We start from the raw sequence: 21332 nt of genomic DNA, 5'->3' as shown, positions 1-21332 counted from the left end.
TTCAAGCCGCGTATGGCCTGGCCTTGGCCAGCCGCTGGATCCAGCGGAACGCATCGCGACGCAGACGCGAGCCGATCTTCTCCCGGGAGTTGACCCTGAGCAGCGTGTTCGTCGTGATCAGCTTTTTGGCCAACCGTATCGACAGGTCGGGCTTGATCCGCCCGGCCAGTTCGAACGCATGCGGTTCGTCGAACAACTGGCCGGTCACGTTGAGCACGATCGCCAGTTCGAGTTCGATGCCGATCATGCGGGCGGCGTCGAGCAGGCGTTGCTCTGCTTTCGGCGACTGTAGCGCCCGTACGCCTTGCAGCACGTCGACACAAAGCTGCAGCCGGTGGAATTTATGCCCCCCTGCCGCATGCACGATGGCGATCGTCAAAAGGGCTGCCGGCGTGTCCGTCGCCTCGCCGTCAATGATGCCCAGCTCGCGAAAGCCCAGGGACATGCGCCGCCGCATGCCGGTATCGTGCACAAGGTCGCCATGCAGCTCGACCAGCAGGCTGGCGTTCTCCTTTTCCAGCCATTTGAACTCCTGCAGCTGGTAGGATTCGGCTTCGTTGCTGCCAAGCTCGAAGCCTGACGCCGCGATCACCTGGTTTGCCCGCGCAAGGTTGGCGGGCTCGACGAGGATGTCGATGTCGGTGAACGGCCGGTCGGAAACGTTGCGGTAGAGTTTTCGCGCGAAGACCGGTCCCTTGACGATCCGCGCCGGAATGCCTTCCGCAACCATCCCCTTCATGATGCGGTCGCCATGATACTGCAGCAGCATCGATTGGCCGGTGGCGATCGTCGCCTTCTGGCGCAGATCGTCCAGCTTGGATTGCAGGCCTGGATCTTCAGGCAGGCGCGCGTCGCCGCGCTCCCTGAGTTTGCGCAGCATGATAGGCAGGACACCGTGGAATTCGGCATTGTCGAGCAGTGCCGACAGTGCCTTCGCCGACAAATTGTCCTCGACCGCCGCGGCCTCCGGATCGGCCAAGCGCAGCAGCAGTCTTTCTTCGGCGAAGGTGAGGGAGGGCAGCATCAACCCGGGCAAATCCATGGCTAAGTGGATTGTCCAGAATGGTTGCAGAAAAGCGCGGCCGAAGCCAGCCTTATAGGCCCCAGCGCAGCGCGGCCGTGTGGACAGGTGCGTCCCACCAGTCCGTCAGTTCGTCGTCGAGCAGGGTCAGCGTGATCGAGCAGCCGGCCATGTCGAGCGAGGTGACATAGGTGCCGACCAGCGAGCGGGCAATCGTCACGCCATGCTTCTCGAAAATCCGGCGAGCGCTGTTGTACATCAAGTAGAGCTCCATCAGCGGCGTGCCGCCGAAACCGTTGACGAACAGCAGCGCCGGGCCTTTCGCCTGGCCATCCAGATCCCCAAGGATCGTGGCACAGATCTCCTGCGCGATCGCATCGGCGCTCTTCAAGGTGTCGCGGCGGCGGCCGGGCTCGCCATGGATACCGACGCCGAATTCCATCTCGCCATCGCCGATATCGAAGGTCGGTTTGCCGGCCGCCGGCACGGTGCCGCTGGTCAGCGCCACACCCATCGAGCGGGTCGCGTCGTTGACGCGCTCGCCCAGTGCCTTCAACGCCGGCAACCCCAGCCCGTGCTCGGCAGCGGCACCGACGATCTTTTCCACCACCAGCGTGCCGGCGACGCCGCGCCGTCCGGTCGTGTAGGACGAATTCTCGACAGCGACGTCGTCATTGGTCACCACCTGAAGCACGCCTTCCGACATTTCCGCCGCCATGTCGAAGTTCATCACGTCGCCCTCATAGTTCTTGACGATGAACAGGCAGCCGGCGCTGGTGTCGACAGCTTGCGCGGCCGCTAGCATCTGGTCCGGCGTCGGCGAGGTGAACACCTGGCCGGGGCAGGCGGCGTCCAGCATGCCATAGCCGACAAAGCCGCCATGCAGCGGCTCGTGGCCGGAGCCGCCGCCGGAGATCAGCGCCACCTTGCCCGGCTTGAGCATCTTGCGGCGGATGAATTTGTGCTCCTCGCCAAGCACCAGGATGTCGGCATGAGCGGCCACGAAACCGTCGAGGCTCTCGGTCAGCACCGTGTCCACCGAGTTCATGAATTTCTTCACGGCCGTCTCCTCCCGAAATAGCCTGACATCAAGGGGTCAATCAGCCACTCTTGCCGGTGATGCTGGTGACCTTCTGGATGAATTCGTTGATCGCGCGGTCGAGCGCCGCATTCTGTTTGTCGTCGCCGAAATCCGGCACGATGAGCGAAACGTGCCTTGTCTTGCGCGCGCCCGCGGCGATCGAGATCTTCCCTGGATGGGCCTGATGATAGGCGGCGAGAAACTGGTCCCGCTCGGCCTGGCTGAAATGGCAGACGGAAAAGATGGCGGGCAGATGCTTCGACGGAATCGGGATCGAATAGGTGGGGCTCGAAATCTGCGTGACGAAACTGCGGTGCTTGCCAAGCGCGTCGGCAAGGCGCTGGCGCATGCCGGACGGGCGCTGGTCGATGACCTGTGACAGGATCGTCTTGTAGGCGCGGATCGCCTCTTCGGAACCGGGTTCGAGTTTGATATCGATCATGCCTGCCGCCTAGACCGGGACGTCCGCGATGGCCGCCTTGGCCATGGCGAGTTGCGCCGGCGCGACCGAGAGATCGCGCAGGCCGGCCTCTAGCAGCGACGAGATCGAGGCGGGGTCGCCGCCGGCATCCCCGCACAGGCTGACGGGAATCCCGGTTTCCCGTCCGAAAGCCGAGACCGAACCGATCAGCCTCAGCACCGCGGGATGACGAACAGAATTCAGGTGGGCCACAGCGGCATTGTCGCGCGCGGCCGCCATCACATATTGCGTCAGATCGTTGGAACCGATCGACAGGAAGGCGACGCCGGCGAACGCCTCCGGCGCAATGGCCACCGAAGGCACTTCGACCATGATGCCGAGCGGCGGCATCTCTTGCGCGATGCTGCGCGCGGCAAGGGCTGCCCGTTCCTCGGCGAACAGGGCGGCGGCGCGTTCATACTCTTCTGATGTGGCGATCATCGGAAACATGACTTTGAGATTGCCGTGTGGTGCGGCGCGCAGCAATGCCCTGATTTGAACACGGAATATGTCGAGCCTGGCCAGCGACAGCCTGATGCCGCGCAGGCCAAGGAACGGATTGCCTTCCTCGACGGTGAAGCCCGGCACCGGCTTGTCGCCTCCGGCATCGACGGTACGGATCGTCACCGGTTTTTCGCCGGCCCATTCCAGCACCTTGCGATAGGCGCGATACTGCGTCTCTTCATCGGGCAGCGTCTTGCCGAACAGGAATTCCGTGCGCATCAGGCCGACACCGTCGCAAGTCGCGATGTCGATGCCATCGACATCGCTGGGGTCGGCGATGTTGACCTGCACCCGCACCGCGGTACCGTACTTCGTCGCCGCCGGCCGCGCCAGAAAGGTCCGCGCGTCGCCTTGGCGGGCGGTGAAGGCGGAGGATGCCTGCCGGAACGAGCCGATCTCCACAGGCGAGGGCGCCAGAACGATATTGCCGTGCTCGGCGTCGAGCAGCGCGATGCCGGCAACAGCGGTGAGCGGCTCGCGCAGACCCACGACCATCGGCACGCCACGCGAGCGCGCCAGCATGGCGACGTGGCTGGCGGTGCTGCCTGCCTTCAGCGCGATGCCGCCGCCATGGCTCCAGTCGGTTTCGAGAAAGCGCGTCGGCGCGATGTCCTCGCCGTGGAGGATGGCGCCGGCCGGTGCCGTGCTGCCACCGTCCTCGGTCAGGGCGCGCAGCACCTGATCCCTGATGTCGCGCAGGTCCGTGGCGCGGGCTCGGAAATAATCCTGGTCCGAGGCGTCGTAGCCGGCGATCTCGGCATCGAGTGCCTGCCGCCAAGCCGCATCGGCGGGTTCTCCGGAAGCGATCGACGCGAAGGCCGGTCCGCTCAGCGCGTCGTCTTCCAGCATGGCGAGGTGGAATTCGAGTATGCCGGCGGCATCGCTGTCGGCGGTTTCGATCATGGCCACGAGCCGGTTCACCGCCTTGCCGATCGCTGCCTCCAGCGACATCTTCTCTTCCGCGGCGCTTTCCTTGCTCGCGTAAATGCTTGCAGGCCGGCCGAGGTCGAACAAAGGCCCCTCGGCATAGCCGGCCGAGGCTGGAACACCCTCAATGCGCATGGCCCGCATTCCCAGCGGGCAGGCCAAGGCATGCATCGACCTCAAGCCGAGCGGACATGGCCGGCATCCTCGTCGAAATCGCGCTGCACCAGTTCGATCAGCGCGCGGACAGCATCATCGGCACCATCGCCATTGGCCCTGATGTGCAGCACCGTGCCCTTCGGTGCCTTGGCCGCCATCACCTTGACGATGCTCTTGGCATCGAACCATGGGCCGTTGGCGGCGAGTGCAATTTCCACGTCGGCGGCAAAGCTCTTGGCCAGCTTGGTGAACTTCACCGAAGGACGCGCATGCAGGCCCACATCGTGGGTGATCAGGACGGTCGCTTCAGCGGTTTCCGGCATGTCTTCAAAAATCCCGTTCACTCACGACGGCGACAATTCGTGCGCCGTCGCGACCACTTCCCGCAGCGAGGCGCCGCCGGATGCCTCGGTCGCCGCCATCACCGCGCCCTCGACGATCGGCGCGTTGCAGACGATGATTTTGTGCGCCCGCGGCTCGCCGATCATCTCGACCGCCATTTCACTGTTGGTCTCGGCGCCGCCGAGATCGACAAGGACGGCAACGCCAGCTTCCGACCAGGCCCTGTCGATGGCGCCCATGATCGCCTCGACATTGGTGCCGAGCCCGCCATGGCCATTTCCACCGCACCACGCAACCGGCACTTCGTCGCCCACCATCTGGCGTACCATGTCGGCCGTGCCCTCCGCGACCAGCGGTGAATGCGACACGATCACGATCCCGACATTGCTCATGCTTTGTCCCCGATGATTTGCGCCACCGTGCGCACCAGCAGCGCGGTCGAGCGCGCGCCGGCATCCATATGGCCGATGGAGCGGTCGCCGAGGAACGAGGCTCGGCCGCGCAGCGCCTTCATCGGCACGGTCGCTTCGGCGGCGGCCTCCGCGATGTCGGCTATTTCAGCCGCCGTCTTTCCCCCGGCCAACGCGTCACGCACGGGCTGCAGCACATCGAGCATGGTTTTCTGGCCGACCTGCGACTTGCCGCGCGCGGCCACCGCTTCGATCGCCTTGCCGAAGGCAGCCGTCAGGTTGGCATGGTCGGGCTCCGCCGAAATCTCCTTGCCGAGCGCCATGAACAGCGTGCCGAAGAGCGGGCCGGAGGCACCGCCCACCATCATCACCAGCTTGGTGCCGATCGCCTTCAGGGCGTCGGGCAGCGGCTTTGCCGCGAACGCATCGGCCTCGGCGCGCACGGCTTCGAAGCCGCGCTTCATGTTCAGCCCATGGTCGCCGTCGCCGATCGCCCGGTCGAGCGCCGTCAATTCCTCGGCGTGAGCGGCAATCGTGTCCGCGGCCGCCGTGATCAGCCTCGAAAGGTCCAGCGCCGTCATGTCGCCCGAATTCCCGGTTTCCACCTTGCCCGCAGTAGCGAAAGAACGGTCGTTCGACAACTGGTGCATGCGTCAGGCCGTGACAAGCAGCGTAGCGGCGGCCGCGAACACTTCGGCCACCGCTTGGGCGCCAGGGTCGACCACGCCGTGCAATTTGGCGCCGATATAGGCGGACCGGCCGGCCTTGGCCTTCTCCATCGCGGCGGTTGCCTCGGCGCCTCGCCGGGCCGCTATCGCGGCTTCCTCCAGACCCTTGCCGTCGAGCGCCTTCAAGGCCGGCTCCAGCGCGTCGACCATGGTGCGATCGCCCGGTTTGGCTCCGCCGTAGAAGGTCATTCGTTCAAGGCCGGCGAGCAGCCCATTGGATAGCTTCGCACCGCTGTCCATTGTCTGCGCCGCCGCCGTGAAGAAGATCGACAGCAGCACGCCGCTGGAGCCACCCATCGAGGCGCTCAGGATATCGCCCATCGCGCCAAGGGTCGCGGCCGGCCCGGCAAGCGGCAGCGTATCGAGCCGTTCGAGGATGCTGCGCGCGCCGGTCGCCACGGTCGAGCCGGTGTCGCCGTCGCCCGCCCTGGCGTCCAGCCCGTTCAATGTCGCTTCGAGCGAAATCAGCCTTTCGCAGACAGTGGCGATCAAGCGCCTGGTGCCTGCATCCTGGCTGGCCTTGCGCGCCGCGTCTCGTCCGGCTGCCTTGGTCATAGGTACGACAGCAGGCGCAACGACCGGCTTTGCCGGCATCCAGGCATGCGGGCCAACCGGTGCCAGCAAGGCAGCCTCGCGCGCCGCATCGAGCTTGATCAGCGACAGTGAGAAACCGTTCATGTTGAGCGCCGTCATCAGCGGCCCGGGGCCTATCGTCAGCTTGACGGTCTTGGCGAGCGGCGAGGCAAGCACCGCATTGGCAACCAGCGACATTTCGAGTGGAGGCACCGAGCCCAGATTGTTGATCAGCAAGGCATAGGTGGCCTTCGGGTCGAGCCGCTCCGCAAGGCGCTCCGCCATAACAGCCACCAGCCGGTCGGCGCTTTGCACCGCGATGCGCTCAACGCCGGGCTCGCCGTGAATGCCGAGGCCGAGCTCGCCGTCGTCGTCGCCGAACCTGTCTTCATGCGGCTGGCCCGGGATTGAACAGGACGACAGCGACATGCCGAGCGAGACGATATCCTTCGCAGCCGCACGCGCGGCTGCCACGATCTCGGCCAGATCGTGGCCGGCTTCCGACAGATGGCCTGATATCTTGTGCACGAACAATGTGCCGGCAACACCGCGCGGCTGGGCGATATCGGGCAGCGCGATGTCGTCGCCGACGATCACCATTTCGACCCGGAAACCTTCGGCGCGCGCCTTCTCTGCCGCCAGGCCGAAATTGAGCCGGTCGCCGGTGTAGTTCTTGACGATCAGCAGGCAACCCGCCGGTCCGGTGACCGCGCGGATGGCCGCCAGCACCGCTTCGACGCTTGGCGAGGCAAAGATCTCGCCCGAGACGGCAGCCGTCAGCATGCCCTTGCCGACGAAGCCGGCATGCGACGGCTCGTGCCCGGCGCCGCCGCCGGAGACGACGGCAACCTTGGACTTGTCCCAATCGGCGCGCAGCACGACCTTGATCTCGGGATAGCCGTCGAGGCGCGCGAGGCCGCCTGAGCCGATGGTGCGCAACAATCCGTCCAGCGCCTCGGTGACGATCGTTTCCCTGCGGTTGAAAAAGTGCTTCATCGAATTGGTCCCGTATTTCGCAATCGTCAATCAGAAGCCGGCATCACCTTGGCGGGGATGCCGAAAATCATTCACATCAGTCGTTGTCCGTCGGCGCCGAAATAGAGCGGCGACCGGTAGCGGACCATCACTTTGTCGCCTTGCGCCAGATCCGTGTCGGGATCGGTCAGCGTCACCAGTTTCTTCGGCCCCACCGTCACATGCAGATGGTTCTGGTCGCCGAGATGTTCGACCCAGTCGACGACGCCGTCGGCATGGCCGTTCATGGCTTTCTCGATCGCCAGATGCTCGGTGCGTGCGCCGATCGTCCTGGTGCCGGCCGGCGCGCCGCTGTCAGGCAGCAGCCCCGTCGGCAGGAGATTGATCGCGGGCTGGCCAAGCCGTGCCGCGACATGCAGGTTTGCCGGCTCCGAATAAATCGTCCGCGGTGAGCCGATCTGCACCAGCACGCCATCGGCGAGGATGCCGATCCGGTCGGCCATGGTCATGGCCTCGATCTGGTCGTGCGTGACGTAGAGCATGGTGGCGCCGAGCTCGGACTGGATGCGTTTCAATTCGAGCCTGAGATCCGCGCGCAGCTTGGCGTCCAGAGACGACAGCGGCTCGTCCATCAGGTAGATGGACGGCTTGCGCACCAGCGCACGGCCGATGGCGACGCGCTGCATTTCGCCGCCCGACAATTTCGTCGACCGGTTGGCGAGCTTGTGATGGATGCGCACCATCTTCGCCACCTCCTCGACCCGGCGGCGGATCTGGTCTTCCGGTATTTTCCGCGCCGGCGAGCGCAGGGGGAAGGCGAGGTTGTCGAACACCGACAAATGCGGATAGAGCGAATATTGCTGGAAGACGAAAGCGGTGTCGCGCTCGGCCGGCGACAGGTTCATGGCATTGTGGCCGCTGATCTCGATCGTTCCGGCATCCGGCCGCTCCAGCCCGGCGATCAGCCGCAGCGTCGTCGTCTTGCCGGCGCCGGTCGGTCCGAGCAGCACGACGAATTCGCCGTCCGATATATGTAGGTCCAGACCGTTGACGGCGACATGCTCGCCGAAACTCTTGGTCACGCCCTTGATGCGCACATCAGCCATACTGCACTCTCCGCTCCGAGGCAGTATCGTGGATCGCCGTTCTCACCGCGCGCCCGGAGCCCTTGTCGAACAGCGACAGCCGCGCGCTGTTCAGCGTCAGGCCGACAGGGTCGCCGGTGTTGAGCCGAATTTCGGCCGGCACCCGCGCCTTGATGATGCCGTCCGCCGTCTCCACCGCCACGATCTGCGTGGTGCCGAGATATTCGGTGCCGTAGATCGCGCCGCGCAGCTTGGAGGCATCGTCGAAGCGGATGTGCTCGGGCCGGATGCCGAGCGCCATATCGGCCGGCGCGATGTCCTCGCGCACTTCCGGCACCGCGACCTTGGCACCCTGGACGACGATCTCCTTCGCGCCTTTGGAAAGCCCACCGCCGAAGCCCAGAAAATTCATCGGCGGCGAGCCGATAAAGTCGGCGACGAACATGGTAGCGGGGCGGTCGTAGATCTCGCGCGGTGTGCCGAACTGCTCGATAACGCCGTGGTTCATGACGGCGATCTTGTCGGCCATCGACATCGCTTCCATCTGGTCATGTGTGACGTACACAGTCGTCGCATGGATACGGTTGTGCAGCTCGCGCAACTCATGGACCATCAAATCGCGGAATTCGGTGTCGAGGGTCCCCAGCGGTTCGTCCATCAGGAAGCATTTCGGCCGCCGCACGATGGCGCGGCCGAGCGCGACGCGCTGGCGGTCACCGCCCGCCAGTCCCGAGACCGATTTGTTGAGCAGGTGGTCGATGCGCAGAAGCTTCGCTGTCTCCTCGACGCGGGTGCGGATCTCGGCCGACGGCATGCCTTGCGCCAAAAGCGGGAAACCGATGTTCTTGCGCACATTCATGTGCGGATAGAGCGCGAACAACTGGAAGACGAAGGCAATGTCGCGCACGCGGGCGCGGAGCATGGTGACGTCGTCGCCGCCGAGCAGGATCTGGCCGCCCGTCGGCAGCTCGAGCCCGGCGATCATACGCAAGGTGGTGGTCTTGCCGCAGCCAGACGGTCCGAGCATGACGAAGAACTCGCCGTCCTCGACGACGAAGTTGGAGTCCTGCACCGCGACGAAATCGCCGAAGACCTTTCTCAGATGTTGGACGCGGATCTCGGCCATGATTATTCCGGGAATTTCGAGACAATAATGAACATCACGGTGCCGGCGAGCATGGTGATGAAGGAATAGGTGTAGAGCGACAGCGCGAAGGGCTGGAACAGCATCAGGAAACCGATGGCGATCAGTGCGGTCGCGATGTTTTCCATCAGCCCGCGCCTGGCCAAGCGTGGCCAGCGTGACTTGGGTTTTACGGGTTGCGTCGTGCTCATTTGCGCACCGCGCCGAAGGTGATGCCGCGCAGCAATTGCTTGCGCAGAAGGATGGTAAAGACAAGGATCGGAACCAGGAAGATCGTCGTGCCGGCCGCGACCGCCGGCCAGTCCTGCCCGCCTTCGCCGATGATGGTAGGTATGAAGGGCGGCGCCGTCTGCGCCGTGCCCGAGGTCAGAAGAGCGGCGAAGGCGTATTCGTTCCAGGCGAAGATCAGACAGAAGATGGAGGTCGCGGCAATGCCGGTGGTCGCCTGCGGTAGCACGGTGCGCCAGAAGGCCTGCAGCCGCGTGTAGCCATCGATCATGGCGGCTTCCTCGTATTCGCGCGGAATCTCGTCGATGAAGCCTTTGAGCAGCCAGACCGCCAACGATACGTTGACCGCCGTGTAGAGCAGGATCATGCCGAGCGCGGTGTCCGACAGGCCGAGTTCGCGGTACATCAGGTAGATCGGGATGGCGACCGCGATCGGCGGCATGAAGCGTGTCGACAGGATGAAGAACAGAAGGTCGTCCGCGAGCGGCACCTGGAAGCGCGAGAAGCCATAGGCCGACAGCGTGCCGAGGAAGACGGCGCAGAAGGTCGAGCCGAAGGCGATGACCAGCGAATTGATGAAGCGCGGCAGGAAGTTGGATGGGCCGGCGATCACCATGTTGCGCTTGCGCACCGTCTCGTCGCAGAAGCCGGTCGCCGGTCCGAGCGAGTTGATGTATTCCGGCGTCTGCCTGGTCCGCGTCGTGAACAAATTGCAGTAGCCCTCGATGCTCGGCTGGAACACGATCTTCGGCGGATAGGCGATCGAGTCCGGCGGCGTCTTGAAGCTGGTGGCGAAGATCCACAGCAGCGGCACGATCGAGATCAGCGCGTAGGCGATGATGATGGCGCCGGCGATGCGCTTCGAACCTGCCGAGGGGGCGACGACCGAATGGGCAGTGGTCAGGCTCATCTCTGCTTCACCTTGTTGAGCGCCTTGACGTAAATGTTGGCGAGACCGAACACCGCGACGAACAGGATGATGGCGAAGGCTGACGAATAGCCGGTGCGCCAGCTTTCGAAGGCCTGCCGCTTCAGCGTGATCGAGGCCACCTCGGTGGTGGAGCCCGGTCCGCCGCCGGTCAGCAGATTGACCATGTCGAACATCTTGAAGTTCTCGATGCCGCGAAACAGCACCGCCAGCATGATGAAGGGCAGCGCCATCGGCAGGGTGATCGACCAGAACTGTCGCCAGTTGGAGGCACGGTCGACCTCGGCCGCCTCATAGATGTATTCAGGAATGGAACGCAGGCCCGCGAGGCAGATCAGCATCACGTATGGCGTCCACATCCAGGTATCGACGATGATGATCGACCACGGTGCCAGCGACACGTTGGACAGCATCTGGATGCTTGTCGGCGGAATGCCCGACACGAACGAGATGACGTAGGAAAACAGCCCGATCTGAGGCTCGTAGAGGAAACGCCAGAAATTGCCGACCACCGCCGGCGACAGCATCATCGGCACCAGGATCAGTGTCGTCCAGAAGGCGTGGCCGCGGAACTTCCTGTCGATCAGCCAAGCCAGTGTGAAGCCGATCAGCGTCTGCAAGAGGATGGTCCAGAACACGAAATGCGCCGTCGTCTGCATGGCGATCCAGATGTCCTGGTCGCCGAGGATGCGCTGGTAGTTGGCGAAACCGAGGTTCTTCACCACTTCGTTGGGGCGGTTGGCGCGGAAATTGGTGAACGACAGATAGATCGCCCAGAACAGCGGAAAGATATTGATGGCGAGCAGCAACAGGATCGTCGGCGAGATGAACAGCCAGGCGAGGCCCTTGTCGCTGATGCCCCGGACCTTGCGCGCCAACGGTCCCGGGGTTGCCCGGGCAACGTTCTCCGCGGTCCGATTGAGCATGGTAAGTCCTGCTTCGGTCACTTGGCGTCTCTGTGATGGAATTTATCTGAACCGCGTCCCGTGCCAAGGGCGGCACGGGACGCGGCGGTCACAGCTCGGGAGGAGCCTTGGATATTGCCTTGCGGCTACATCTTGCCATCGTCCTGGAAGACCTGCGTCCAATCCTTGACCAGGCCGTCGAACGCATCCTTGGCCGAACCCTGGCCGGCGACGACATAGTCGTGGAAGCGCTTCTGCGAGGCCTGCAGCAGCGGTGCGTAGCTCGGCTCGGCCCAGAAGTCCTTCACAATGGCCATCGAGTCGAGGAAGGTTTGAGCATAGGGCTGGCTGGCCGGGAATTTCGGATCCTTGACCACCGCGTTCAGGCAGGAATAGCCACCGAGCGACCACCACTTGGCCTGCACGTCCTTGTTGGCGAACCACTTGATGTATTTCAGCGCCGCTTCCTGCTTGTCGGAATAGGACACCACCGAAATGCCCTGGCCGCCGAGCTGGGCGAACTGGTCGCCGTCCGGCCCCTTGGGATTGACGAAATAGCCGATCTTGTCGCCGCCGACATTCTCGTCCTTCTGCAGGCCCGGCCATGTGAAGGCGAAGTTCATGTGCATCGCCACCTGGCCGGATTTGAAGGCATCGACGCCTTCACCCATGTAGCTGTTCGAGGCGCCCGGAGGGGTGCAGCAGTCGTAGAGCGCCTTGTAGAATTCCAGCCCCTTCACCGATTTCTCGGAGTTGACGAAGCCTTCCATCTCGTAGGGCTTCTTCGGGTTTTCGTACTGGAAGCCATAGCTGTAGAGCACGTCCATGGCGCCCATGGTGATGCCTTCGGAACCGCGCTCGGTGTAGATTGAGGCGCCGTAGACGGTCTTGCCGTCGACCTGCCGCTTCTGGAAGAATTCGGCGATCTGCTTCAGCTGGTCGAAGGTGGCCGGCGGGCCAAGGTCCCAGCCATACTTCTCCTTGAATTCCTTCTGCAGCTCGGGCTTGGAGAACCAATCCTTGCGGTAGGTCCAGCCGACGACGTCGCCCATGGCCGGCAGCGCCCAGTAATTGGGCGTGTTCTTCGGCCATTCCGAATAGCCGACGACGGTCGCCGGCACGAAGTCGTCCATGCTGATCTTCTCCTTGTCGAAGAAGTCGTTCAGCTTGACGTAGTGGCCGTTCTCGGCCGCGCCGCCGATCCACTGGCTGTCGCCGATGATCAGGTCGCAGAGCTTGCCGTGCGAGTTCAGCTCATTGAGGAAACGGTCGGCATAGTTGGTCCACGGCACGAATTCGAATTTCATGCCGATGCCGGTTTCCTTGGTGAAATCCTTGGACAGTTCGACAAGCGCGTTGGCCGGGTCCCAGGCGGCCCAGCACAGCGTCAGGTCTTCAGCGTGCGCGGCGTTCGAGACGGCTGTCGACGCTGCGATCGCCGAGGTCAGTCCCAACGCCAGTTTCAAGCTCGATTTCATGCCTTCCTCCCATTTGTGAAACACGCCCGGATGGCGGTCTCAAGAACCTCAACCTCTCTCCTCAGAGGCCCAAACATGGCGGCATCGCTGCGCCGCGGGATGTTTAGTAATTTGTTTAGTGATGCAATTTTTACTAAACAAGGCAAGCGAATTCGTTGCTGCGCCGCAACATGCTGAAGTCGGTCTCTGAAAACGTTGGGAAAAGCGCCGAAGGCCCGGCCGGATGAGCGCGGATTGTGGACGCGGTCTGGAAGGTCAGTCGACCCGCTTGGTGCTCACCATCACCGTCCTGATCGGCGGGGGTGGCGGAAGCAGCGCGCGGATGTCGCCGAATGGAAACGTCGGCTCGAAGCGGAAGGCTTCGGCCAGCGAGCCTTGCGCGCCATTGCATTGGCCCGAGCGAAAAAGGTTCTGCGTCAGCGCGATATCGACGAAGCGATCCGGGTCCTGCGACTGGTGCATGCGGATCGCCCTGGCCTTGATGTCGGCATGAGCGGAAATATCGACATAGTGGGTCGGCGAGAACCCGGTGCCGCCCATCGTGTCGGCATGCAGCACGGGGACGCCGAACGACGCAGCGATGCGCACGCCGTCCGACAGCGCGCGATGGTCGGCGTGATAGTCGTTGGGCGCGTGCGTGATCACAAGATCCGGCCCAATTTCGCTGATCAGTGTTTTCAGCGCATCGATCAGTGCGGCGTCGGCCACCAGCCCGCCATCGGGAAAGTCGAGGAAGCGCGGCGTCGCCCCGAGCAGCGCGGCCGCGCCCATCGCTTCCTGACGGCGGACGCGAGCCAGAACAGCGGGATCGTTCTTGCCGCCCCTGGCACCATCGGTGGCCACGGCAAAACTGAGTTCTGCGCCTTGCGCGGCATAGGCGGCCATCGTACCGAACATGAAGATCTCGATGTCGTCCGCATGCGCACCGAGCGCTAGTATTTTCAACTTTCTCTCCCCGGAAATGAAAAACGTGCCGAACGGAATCCTGCTCGCCCTGATCGCCTATGCAAGCTATTCGGGCAGCGATGCCGTTATCAAGAGCCTGGGCGGCCAATTCACGATGTTCGAGATCGGTCTCTTCTCGACCCTGTTCGCCGGCTGCTTGGTGCGCGAGGAAGCTCGGCTGGGTAAGGTGCGCTGGAATCCGTTTTCGCGCACCCGGCTTTGAACCGGCGCGACTTTCACGAGTTGCACGGCGCCCGCGACCGCTGATATGCGATCGCAATGACGACCAGACCCTTGCCGGAGCTTCCGGTATCCGCCGTGCTGCCGGCGCTGAGCGAGACGCTCGGCTTTGGCAACAGCGCCGTGCTGGTGGCACCGCCCGGTGCCGGCAAGACCACGCTGGTGCCGCTGGCGCTGCTCGATGCGCCCTGGCCGGGCAAGATCGTGTTGCTCGAACCGCGCCGGCTTGCCGCCCGCGCCGCGGCGCGCCGCATGGCCGAACTGCTGAGGGAAGAGCCCGGCGCCACGGTGGGCTACGCCATGCGTATGGAAAACCGTGCCTCGGCGCGGACGAAAATCCTGGTCGTAACCGAGGGCGTGCTTGCGCGCATGATCCTTGACGACCCTGAACTGCCCGGCGTTTCGGCCGTCATTTTCGACGAATTCCACGAGCGCTCGCTCGACGGCGATTTCGGTCTCGCTCTCGCCCTTGATGTACAAGGCGCGCTGCGGCCGGATCTGCGTTTGCTGGTAATGTCGGCAACGCTCGACGGCGCACGGGTCGCAAAACTCCTGTCGGGCGCGCGGGTGATCGAAAGCCGGGGCCGCGCCTTCCCTGTCGATGTCAGGTATGACGAACGGCCGGCCGGGATGCCGATCGAGGACGCCATGGCCAAGGCAATCCGCTCCGCGCTTGCCGACGAGAGTGGCAGCGTGCTTGCCTTCCTGCCCGGCCAGCGCGAGATCGAGCGCACCGCCGAGCGGTTGGCCGGCAAGGTCGGCGCCGACACCGATATCGTCCCGCTCTATGGCCAGCTCGACGGCAAGGCGCAGGACGCGGCGATCAAGCCGGCGCCGGCGGGCCGCCGCAAGGTGGTGCTGGCGACCTCGATCGCCGAAACCTCCATCACCATCGACGGCGTGCGCGTCGTCATCGACTCCGGTCTGTCGCGGCTGCCGCGCTATGAGCCGGCCAGCGGCCTGACACGGCTGGAGACAGTTCGCGTCAGCAAGGCTTCCGCCGAGCAGCGCGCCGGCCGCGCCGGCCGTACGCAGGCCGGCGTCGCCATCCGGCTGTGGCGGGCTGAGCAGACGGCGGCACTTCCCGCCTTCACGCCGCCGGAAATCCTCGAGGCGGACCTATCCGGCCTCCTGCTCGACTGCGCCGCCTTCGGTGTCGCCGATCCCGGGACGCTTGCTTTCCTCGATCCGCCGCCGGCTCCCGCGCTCAATGAAGCAAGGGCGCTGTTGCGAGCACTCGATGCCATCGACGAGGCAGGCCGGTTGACGGACGCGGGCGCTTCGATGCGCAAGCTCGCTCTGCCGGTACGGCTGGCGCATATGCTCGCCGAGGCGGCGAAGGCCGGACAGGCGCAGGAAGCAGCCATGCTTGCCGTGCTGCTCACCGAGCGTGGCCTCGGCGGCGACGGTGCCGACCTCGAACGCCGGCTGATGCGCTTTCGTGGCGAGAAATCGCCGCGTGCGACGTCGGCGCGCCAGCTTGCCGAGCGCCTGGCCAGGCAGGCAGGCGGCGCGACGACCAGCGGAGCTGTTCCAGCCGGAACCCTGCTCATCCACGCCTGGCCGGACCGCGTCGCCAAGGCGCGCGGCGAGCGCGGCCGTTTCGTGCTCGCCAATGGCTCGGGCGCCATGCTTGATGTCGCCGATCCGCTGGCGGGTGAACCCTTTCTGGTCGTCGCCGACCTGCAGGGCAAGGCGCAGAATGCCCGCATCACGGCGGCGGCGGCAATCGGCGAGGAGGACATCCGGTCGACGCTTGGCAACAAGATCGAAACGCGCAGGCAGACGAGTTTCGACCGCGAGCGCCGCGCCGTGCGGGTGCGCGAAACCGAGTGCCTCGGTGCCATCACGCTCGTCGAACGCATGCTGCCGGCGCCGGCCGGCGCCGATGCCGACCGCGCCATCATCGAGGCCTTGCGCGAGCATGGGCTTTCCCTTTTGACCTGGAGCAAGGAGGCTCGGACGCTGCGCCAGCGGCTGTCCTGGCTGTACAAAGGCTTAGGCGCGCCCTGGCCGGACATGTCGGATGAAGCACTCATCGAGCGCCTCGACGACTGGCTGCTGCCGTTTCTGTCCGGTGCGGCATCCCTGGCCGCTATCGACCCCGGCACTGTCCCGGCCGGGCTGGCGTCGCTCGTGCCGCACGACCTGCAGCGCAAGGTCGAGACGCTGGCGCCGACCCATTTCGACGCTCCGTCGGGCAGCCACGTGCCGATCCGCTACGACGGCCAATGGCCGGTGCTGGCGGTCCGCGTCCAGGAACTTTTCGGCCTCGACCGCCATCCTTCGATCGCCAACGGTACCGTGCCTTTGACGCTCGAATTGTTGTCGCCGGCGCATCGGCCCATCCAGACGACGCGCGACCTGCCCGGCTTCTGGCGCGGCTCCTGGGCCGATGTGCGTGCCGACATGCGCGGCCGCTATCCCAAACATGTCTGGCCGGAAAACCCGCTACTCGCCGCCGCCACCGCCCGCGCCAAACCGCGAGGGACCTAGCCTTGGGCATAACGCACGCCTTGGCGATTGGCGCTCATCATTTCGTCATCCACGGGCGAAGCAAGGAGCGTAGCGACGCAGCGTAGACCCGAGGATCCATGCCGCGACATCAAGGCCACGCGACGGTGCAGAATTCTGCTCCGTTGCACGCTCCGGCTAAGGTCACGGAATGGATCCCAGGGTCTCCGCGACGGAGCTTCGCTCCTGCTTCGCCCAGGGATGATGAAGTTGGGGAGGCCTCGGGCTGACAGCGCTACTGGCGCTATTCCTCCCACGGCTGTAATCCATTGCCATGATCAACATCCTGAACACGCCCGATTTCCAGCAGAGCCAGCGACTGCGCCTCAACACGCTGATCCGGCTGCGCTGGCTGGCCATTGTCGGACAGAGCGTGACGGTGCTCGTCGTCGCTTACGGCCTGAAATTCCCGCTGCCGGTCAGCCTGTGTTTCGCGCTGATCGCCTGTTCGGCCTGGATGAACCTGTTTCTGGCCTTCCGGTTTCCGGCCGCGCACCGGCTCACTCCGTTCGCAGCCTTCGGCATCCTGATCTTCGACAGCCTGCAGCTAGCCGGGCTGCTCTATATGACCGGCGGCCTGACCAATCCGTTCTCGCTGCTGATGACCGTGCCCGTCGTCATTTCGGCAACGTCGCTGCCCCTTCGCCTCACCGCCATCCTCGGCGGGCTGGTGATGATAGCGGCGACCTTGCTGGTCTTCCGCCATCTGCCGCTGCCCTGGCCTGAGGACGCGCCGCTGGCGATGCCCTTCGTGTATGTCGCCGGCATGTGGATGGCGGTGCTGTCGTCCATCGCCTTCACCGCCATGTACGCCTTCCGGGTGGCCGCCGAAGCCCGGCTTCTGGCCAACGCGCTCGCCGCCACCGAACTGGTGCTGCAGCGCGAGCAGCATCTTTCGGCCCTCGATGGGCTGGCCGCCGCCGCCGCGCACGAACTCGGTACGCCGCTCGCCACCATCACGCTGGTCGTCAAGGAAATGGAGAAGGCGCTCGGCACCGATCCGAAATACGGGGAAGACGTGAAGCTGCTGCGCTCGCAGAGCGAGCGCTGCCGGGAAATCCTGAAACGCCTGACCAGCCTGTCGTCGGAGGGCGAGGCGCATCTGTCCCGCCTGCCGCTGACCTCGCTGGTCGAGGAGGTCACCGCGCCACATCGCGACTTCGGCATCTCGATCAAGCTTCGTCCGGGCGAGCGGACCGGACCGGAGCCGGTCGGGCGGCGCAATCCGGGTGTCATCTACGGCCTCGGCAACCTGGTCGAGAACGCCGTCGATTTCGCCCGCAAGAGCGTCACCATACGCTGGAGCTGGGACGAGGCGATGGTCTCCTTCTCGATCACCGATGATGGCCCGGGTTTTCCGCCCGAGATCATCGACCGCATTGGCGAGCCCTATATGTCGACACGCCAGGGCAATGAAGCCGGAGGCGGCCTCGGGCTCGGCCTGTTCATCGCCAAGACATTGCTCGAACGGTCTGGCGCCACGCTCGATTTTCGCAATTCGAGCGGCCTCGGCGAAGGGGCCGTGGTGCGGATTTCCTGGCCGAGGAGCGTTTTCCTGAACCCGGAAACGGCCCCGGCGACGATGTTTGACACTGCGTAATTGGACAATAGCTCCGCAAAACTATATCTGCGTAAAAATAAGGCAGCAGGAATTTTCGAGACGATGACAGGCGATGAAAACAGTGGGCCTATGGTTGAAGGCGAGGACACCTCGCTTCTGATCGTCGACGACGACAAGCCGTTCCTGACCCGTCTGGCCCGTGCCATGGAAACCAGGGGTTTCGTGGTCGAGACGGCGGAGAGCGTCGAGGAGGCCGTGGGCAAGGCCCGCGCCAATCCACCCGCCTATGCGGTGGTCGACATGCGGTTGGGCGACGGCAATGGCCTCGACGTGGTCGCCGCCATCCGCGAGAAGCGCGAGGATTCCCGCACCATCATCCTGACCGGTTACGGCAACATCGCCACCGCGGTGACCGCCGTAAAGCTCGGCGCCGTCGACTATCTGTCGAAGCCAGCCGATGCCGACGATGTCTTCGCGGCACTGACCCGCACCACCGGCGAGCGCGCCGCCCCACCGGAAAACCCGATGTCGGCCGACCGCGTGCGCTGGGAACATATCCAGCGCGTCTACGAAATGTGCGAGCGCAACGTCTCCGAGACCGCGCGCCGGCTCAACATGCATCGCCGCACGCTGCAGCGGATCCTGGCCAAGCGCGCGCCGCGCTGAGAGACGTCGACTCCGGGCAATTGGCGTAAGGCCACCCGAGCTTCGTCATCCTCGGGTCTGCGCCGCGTCGCTACGCTCCTTGCTACGCCTGTGGATGACGAAGCGATGTCGGTCGATTTCCCAAGCATACGATATGCCTGTGAACCATACGAAACTAAGGCGCCTTGCATCGTCAACGGCACCTGCCATCATTGCAAACAACGTTGGCTGCCAGGCTAGGTAACGGAGGCAAAATGCAGGATTTGAAGCAACGGCCGGTTTCCGTCTTCCGCGAGTTCCTGGACAGCGAGGCGGCTGGCGGCATTATCCTGATGGTGGCGGCGGCCCTTGCCCTGATCGTCGCCAATTCGCCGCTTGCCGAAACCTATTTCGCCGTTCTCCACGCCTATCTCGGCCCGCTCAGTGTCTCGCACTGGGTCAATGAGGGGCTGATGGCGGTGTTCTTCCTGCTCGTCGGGCTGGAGATCAAGCGCGAGATGCTGGATGGCCAGCTCTCGACCTGGCCGCGCAGGGTGCTGCCCGGCATCGCCGCGGCCGGCGGCATGGTGGTGCCGGCTCTGGTCTATGTCGCCATCAACAGCAGCAATCCGGCCGCACTGTCCGGCTGGGCGATCCCGACCGCCACCGACATCGCCTTCGCGCTTGGCGTGCTGTCGCTGCTCGGCAGCCGCGTGCCGGCCTCGCTGAAGGTCTCCCTGACCGCGCTTGCCATCATCGACGACCTCGGCGCCGTCATCATCATCGCCATCTTCTACACCAGCGGTCTGTCGCTGGCCTATCTCGGCGCGGCCTTTGCCGTCATTGCCGTGCTCATCGTGCTCAACCGCATGCGGGTGATGACCCTGGTGCCTTACCTCGTGCTTGGCGCCATCCTGTGGGTGCTGGTGCTGAAGTCCGGCGTCCATGCCACGCTGGCCGGCGTAGCACTTGCGCTCACCATTCCGCTCGAACGCTCCGCCGGGATCGGCCACGATCTCGACCATTCGCCGCTGCACCGGCTCGAGCACGGCCTGCACAAGCTGGTGGCGTTCATCGTCGTCCCGATCTTCGGCTTCGCCAATGCCGGCGTTTCGCTTGCCGGCCTGAGTTTCGGCGCCTTGATCGAGCCGCTGACGCTGGGCGTCGCGGCCGGTCTCGTCGTCGGCAAGCTGGTCGGCGTGTTCGGCTCCTCCGCGCTCGCCATCCGCTTCGGCCTCGCCGACCTGCCGGCCCATGCCGGCTGGTCGCACATGGTCGGCATTTCGCTGCTGTGCGGCATCGGCTTCACCATGAGCCTGTTCATAGGCCTGCTCGCCTTCGCCAGCGATGTGGCGCTGCAGGACGCGGTCAAGGTCGGCATTCTCGCCGGTTCCTTCATCGCCGCGCTGCTCGGCGCCGCGGTCCTGCTGATGGCGCCGGCTGCGAGTGGAGTGGAAGGGACGGAGGAGTAGCAGTTCCGGGCTGGAGCATCTGACAGTTGCGGGCGTCAATTTCAGGGCCGCGATTACTCGCTCTCCCCCTCCAGCGCCGGTACCGCCACCCCCGCAAGCTCCGCCGCGAGCAGCCGTGCTGCGCCCGCACGCGCGATGCGCAGCATCAGCGCCTTGCGCGTTGCCGCCGCCATGCGATGCTCCGGCGCATCGCGCAGGATTTCGGCGCCATAGCCGTCGGAGAGGATGAAGCCACACTCCTCGGGAAAGATTTCAGCTGGCACGCCCGGATGGGTGGCAAAGAAAAAACGGTCGGAATGCAGCCGGTAATCAGGCCATTTGCGGTCGACGCGAAAATCCTCGATCGAGGATTTGATCTCGATGATCCAGATATCGCCCTGCCGCGTCAGCGCCACGAGGTCGGCGCGGCGGTCGGTGGCCAGCGACAGTTCAGGCAGCACATGGGCGCCCATTTGCATCAGCAGCCGCTGCACGCCACGCCGCACCAGCATGGCGCGCTCGGACTGGCGGCCGTCGATCAGAGGGTTCAGGGGAATCGGGGAGATGATTGGCATGGCACGCACCATGCCAGATTTTGTTCACGGTTTGAACCCGTTTTTAGGCGGCGATTACCCGGTTGGCAAACCCATCCTTGTTTAAGCGCGCGGGGCCGCAAGGCCGATTTGTCTGATTTGTACGATTTCACCTACGCGGCTTGCGAGCTACTTTCACTAGGGATACGTTTCGGGTTCGCCATGGAGCATTTGCCATGCACGAACTCGATGAAACGAAAATGCTGATCCAAACCGCCAAGGAAAAGCACGCTAACTGGCTTGTCGACAAAACCGGCATCACCCTCAGCCAAGCACGCGAGCTTATCGATTTGCTTGGCGTTGGCAGTCTGCCATCGCTGGTGCGCGAAGCTCTCTTGCTGGCGAAAAAGTAGCCGAAGGCTGTTTGGTCCGTTTGCTAGATAAGACCGGAATTTTGTACGCATTCGGACATGCCATTGCGAACAGGTCCGCTTAGGAACATGCTCAACCTTCACCGGC

22 protein-coding genes are annotated in these 21332 nt (G+C 64.4%); 6 read left to right on the top strand and 16 right to left on the bottom strand.

All coding sequences use genetic code 11. The annotated features are described in order from the left end of the window. Position 1: 1 nt before the first annotated feature. From O7A60_RS00110 to O7A60_RS00040, 15 genes are all read right to left on the bottom strand, one after another. Positions 2-1024: a nucleotidyltransferase family protein gene (locus O7A60_RS00110; RefSeq protein ID WP_337104476.1), complete on the bottom strand. Its 1023-nt coding sequence runs from the start codon at positions 1022-1024 to the stop codon at positions 2-4. A 70-nt stretch (positions 1025-1094) separates the two neighbouring features. Then, a complete protein-coding gene (dhaK, locus tag O7A60_RS00105; RefSeq protein WP_337104475.1) occupies positions 1095-2081 on the bottom strand; it encodes a dihydroxyacetone kinase subunit DhaK in 987 nt (328 codons plus the stop codon). A 40-nt stretch (positions 2082-2121) separates the two neighbouring features. Next, entirely contained in the window at positions 2122-2544 is a 423-nt protein-coding gene (locus tag O7A60_RS00100; protein WP_337104474.1) for a hypothetical protein, read from the bottom strand. Between the two features lie 9 nt (positions 2545-2553). Then, positions 2554-4128 (bottom strand): phosphoenolpyruvate--protein phosphotransferase, encoded by a 1575-nt coding sequence (gene ptsP, locus O7A60_RS00095; protein ID WP_337104473.1) that lies wholly within the window; start codon positions 4126-4128, stop codon positions 2554-2556. 41 nt (positions 4129-4169) lie between these two features. Next, a complete protein-coding gene (locus O7A60_RS00090) occupies positions 4170-4472 on the bottom strand; it encodes an HPr family phosphocarrier protein (RefSeq protein WP_337104472.1) in 303 nt (100 codons plus the stop codon). A gap of 21 nt (positions 4473-4493) precedes the next feature. Further along, positions 4494-4883, bottom strand: a complete 390-nt coding sequence (gene dhaM / locus O7A60_RS00085) for a dihydroxyacetone kinase phosphoryl donor subunit DhaM (RefSeq protein WP_027142886.1) — start codon at positions 4881-4883, stop codon at positions 4494-4496. Next, positions 4880-5482, bottom strand: a complete 603-nt coding sequence (gene dhaL / locus O7A60_RS00080; protein ID WP_337104869.1) for a dihydroxyacetone kinase subunit DhaL — start codon at positions 5480-5482, stop codon at positions 4880-4882. The genes dhaM and dhaL overlap by 4 nt, the downstream gene beginning before the upstream one ends. Positions 5483-5554: 72 nt before the next feature. After that, a complete protein-coding gene (locus O7A60_RS00075) occupies positions 5555-7198 on the bottom strand; it encodes a dihydroxyacetone kinase subunit DhaK (RefSeq protein ID WP_337104470.1) in 1644 nt (547 codons plus the stop codon). 71 nt (positions 7199-7269) lie between these two features. Continuing rightward, entirely contained in the window at positions 7270-8283 is a 1014-nt protein-coding gene (locus O7A60_RS00070) for an ABC transporter ATP-binding protein (RefSeq protein WP_337104469.1), read from the bottom strand. After that, positions 8276-9388 (bottom strand): ABC transporter ATP-binding protein, encoded by a 1113-nt coding sequence (locus tag O7A60_RS00065; RefSeq protein ID WP_337104468.1) that lies wholly within the window; start codon positions 9386-9388, stop codon positions 8276-8278. Before O7A60_RS00065 ends, O7A60_RS00070 begins: the two co-directional genes overlap by 8 nt. Before the next feature lie 2 nt (positions 9389-9390). Continuing rightward, positions 9391-9597: a hypothetical protein gene (locus tag O7A60_RS00060; protein ID WP_337104467.1), complete on the bottom strand. Its 207-nt coding sequence runs from the start codon at positions 9595-9597 to the stop codon at positions 9391-9393. Next, the gene (locus O7A60_RS00055) at positions 9594-10544 is read right to left on the bottom strand and encodes a carbohydrate ABC transporter permease (protein WP_337104466.1); all 951 of its coding nucleotides are present in this window, start codon (positions 10542-10544) and stop codon (positions 9594-9596) included. Before O7A60_RS00055 ends, O7A60_RS00060 begins: the two co-directional genes overlap by 4 nt. Next, on the bottom strand, positions 10541-11488 hold the full coding sequence (locus tag O7A60_RS00050) for a carbohydrate ABC transporter permease (RefSeq protein WP_337104465.1): 948 nt from the start codon (positions 11486-11488) through the stop codon (positions 10541-10543). The genes O7A60_RS00055 and O7A60_RS00050 overlap by 4 nt, the downstream gene beginning before the upstream one ends. Before the next feature lie 125 nt (positions 11489-11613). Continuing rightward, on the bottom strand, positions 11614-12945 hold the full coding sequence (locus tag O7A60_RS00045; RefSeq protein ID WP_337104464.1) for an ABC transporter substrate-binding protein: 1332 nt from the start codon (positions 12943-12945) through the stop codon (positions 11614-11616). A 255-nt stretch (positions 12946-13200) separates the two neighbouring features. Next, complete coding sequence (locus O7A60_RS00040) at positions 13201-13890, bottom strand: PIG-L deacetylase family protein (protein WP_337104463.1); 690 nt, start codon at positions 13888-13890, stop codon at positions 13201-13203. A 25-nt stretch (positions 13891-13915) separates the two neighbouring features. On the opposite strand from O7A60_RS00040, the gene O7A60_RS00035 reads away from it, so the two are divergent. The 5 genes from O7A60_RS00035 to nhaA all read left to right on the top strand — a co-directional run bounded on the left by O7A60_RS00035 (position 13916) and on the right by nhaA (position 20301). After that, positions 13916-14113, top strand: a complete 198-nt coding sequence (locus O7A60_RS00035; RefSeq protein ID WP_415926792.1) for a hypothetical protein — start codon at positions 13916-13918, stop codon at positions 14111-14113. A gap of 56 nt (positions 14114-14169) precedes the next feature. After that, positions 14170-16626 (top strand): ATP-dependent helicase HrpB, encoded by a 2457-nt coding sequence (hrpB, locus tag O7A60_RS00030; RefSeq protein WP_337104462.1) that lies wholly within the window; start codon positions 14170-14172, stop codon positions 16624-16626. A 292-nt stretch (positions 16627-16918) separates the two neighbouring features. After that, positions 16919-18244 carry an ActS/PrrB/RegB family redox-sensitive histidine kinase gene (locus O7A60_RS00025; protein WP_181165861.1) on the top strand — a complete coding sequence of 442 codons (1326 nt, stop codon included), beginning with the start codon at positions 16919-16921 and terminating at the stop codon, positions 18242-18244. 63 nt (positions 18245-18307) lie between these two features. After that, positions 18308-18871, top strand: a complete 564-nt coding sequence (locus tag O7A60_RS00020) for an ActR/PrrA/RegA family redox response regulator transcription factor (RefSeq protein ID WP_015314185.1) — start codon at positions 18308-18310, stop codon at positions 18869-18871. A gap of 233 nt (positions 18872-19104) precedes the next feature. Continuing rightward, the gene (gene nhaA / locus O7A60_RS00015; RefSeq protein ID WP_337104460.1) at positions 19105-20301 is read left to right on the top strand and encodes a Na+/H+ antiporter NhaA; all 1197 of its coding nucleotides are present in this window, start codon (positions 19105-19107) and stop codon (positions 20299-20301) included. Between the two features lie 53 nt (positions 20302-20354). Here the strand turns inward: nhaA and O7A60_RS00010 are convergent, their stop codons facing one another. Continuing rightward, on the bottom strand, positions 20355-20855 hold the full coding sequence (locus O7A60_RS00010) for an MmcB family DNA repair protein (protein WP_337104459.1): 501 nt from the start codon (positions 20853-20855) through the stop codon (positions 20355-20357). Positions 20856-21049: 194 nt separating this feature from the next. Here O7A60_RS00010 and O7A60_RS00005 point away from each other — a divergent pair, with 194 nt between their 5' ends. Beyond that, positions 21050-21226 (top strand): hypothetical protein, encoded by a 177-nt coding sequence (locus O7A60_RS00005; RefSeq protein WP_198028738.1) that lies wholly within the window; start codon positions 21050-21052, stop codon positions 21224-21226. Positions 21227-21332 lie beyond the last annotated feature (106 nt).

This window comes from Mesorhizobium salmacidum (SeqCode) (assembly GCF_037179605.1).
GTDB classification, from domain to species: domain Bacteria; phylum Pseudomonadota; class Alphaproteobacteria; order Rhizobiales; family Rhizobiaceae; genus Mesorhizobium; species Mesorhizobium salmacidum.
The sequence above is the reverse complement of the archived record's forward strand: the minus strand, read 5'-3'. Positions and strand labels throughout refer to the sequence as shown.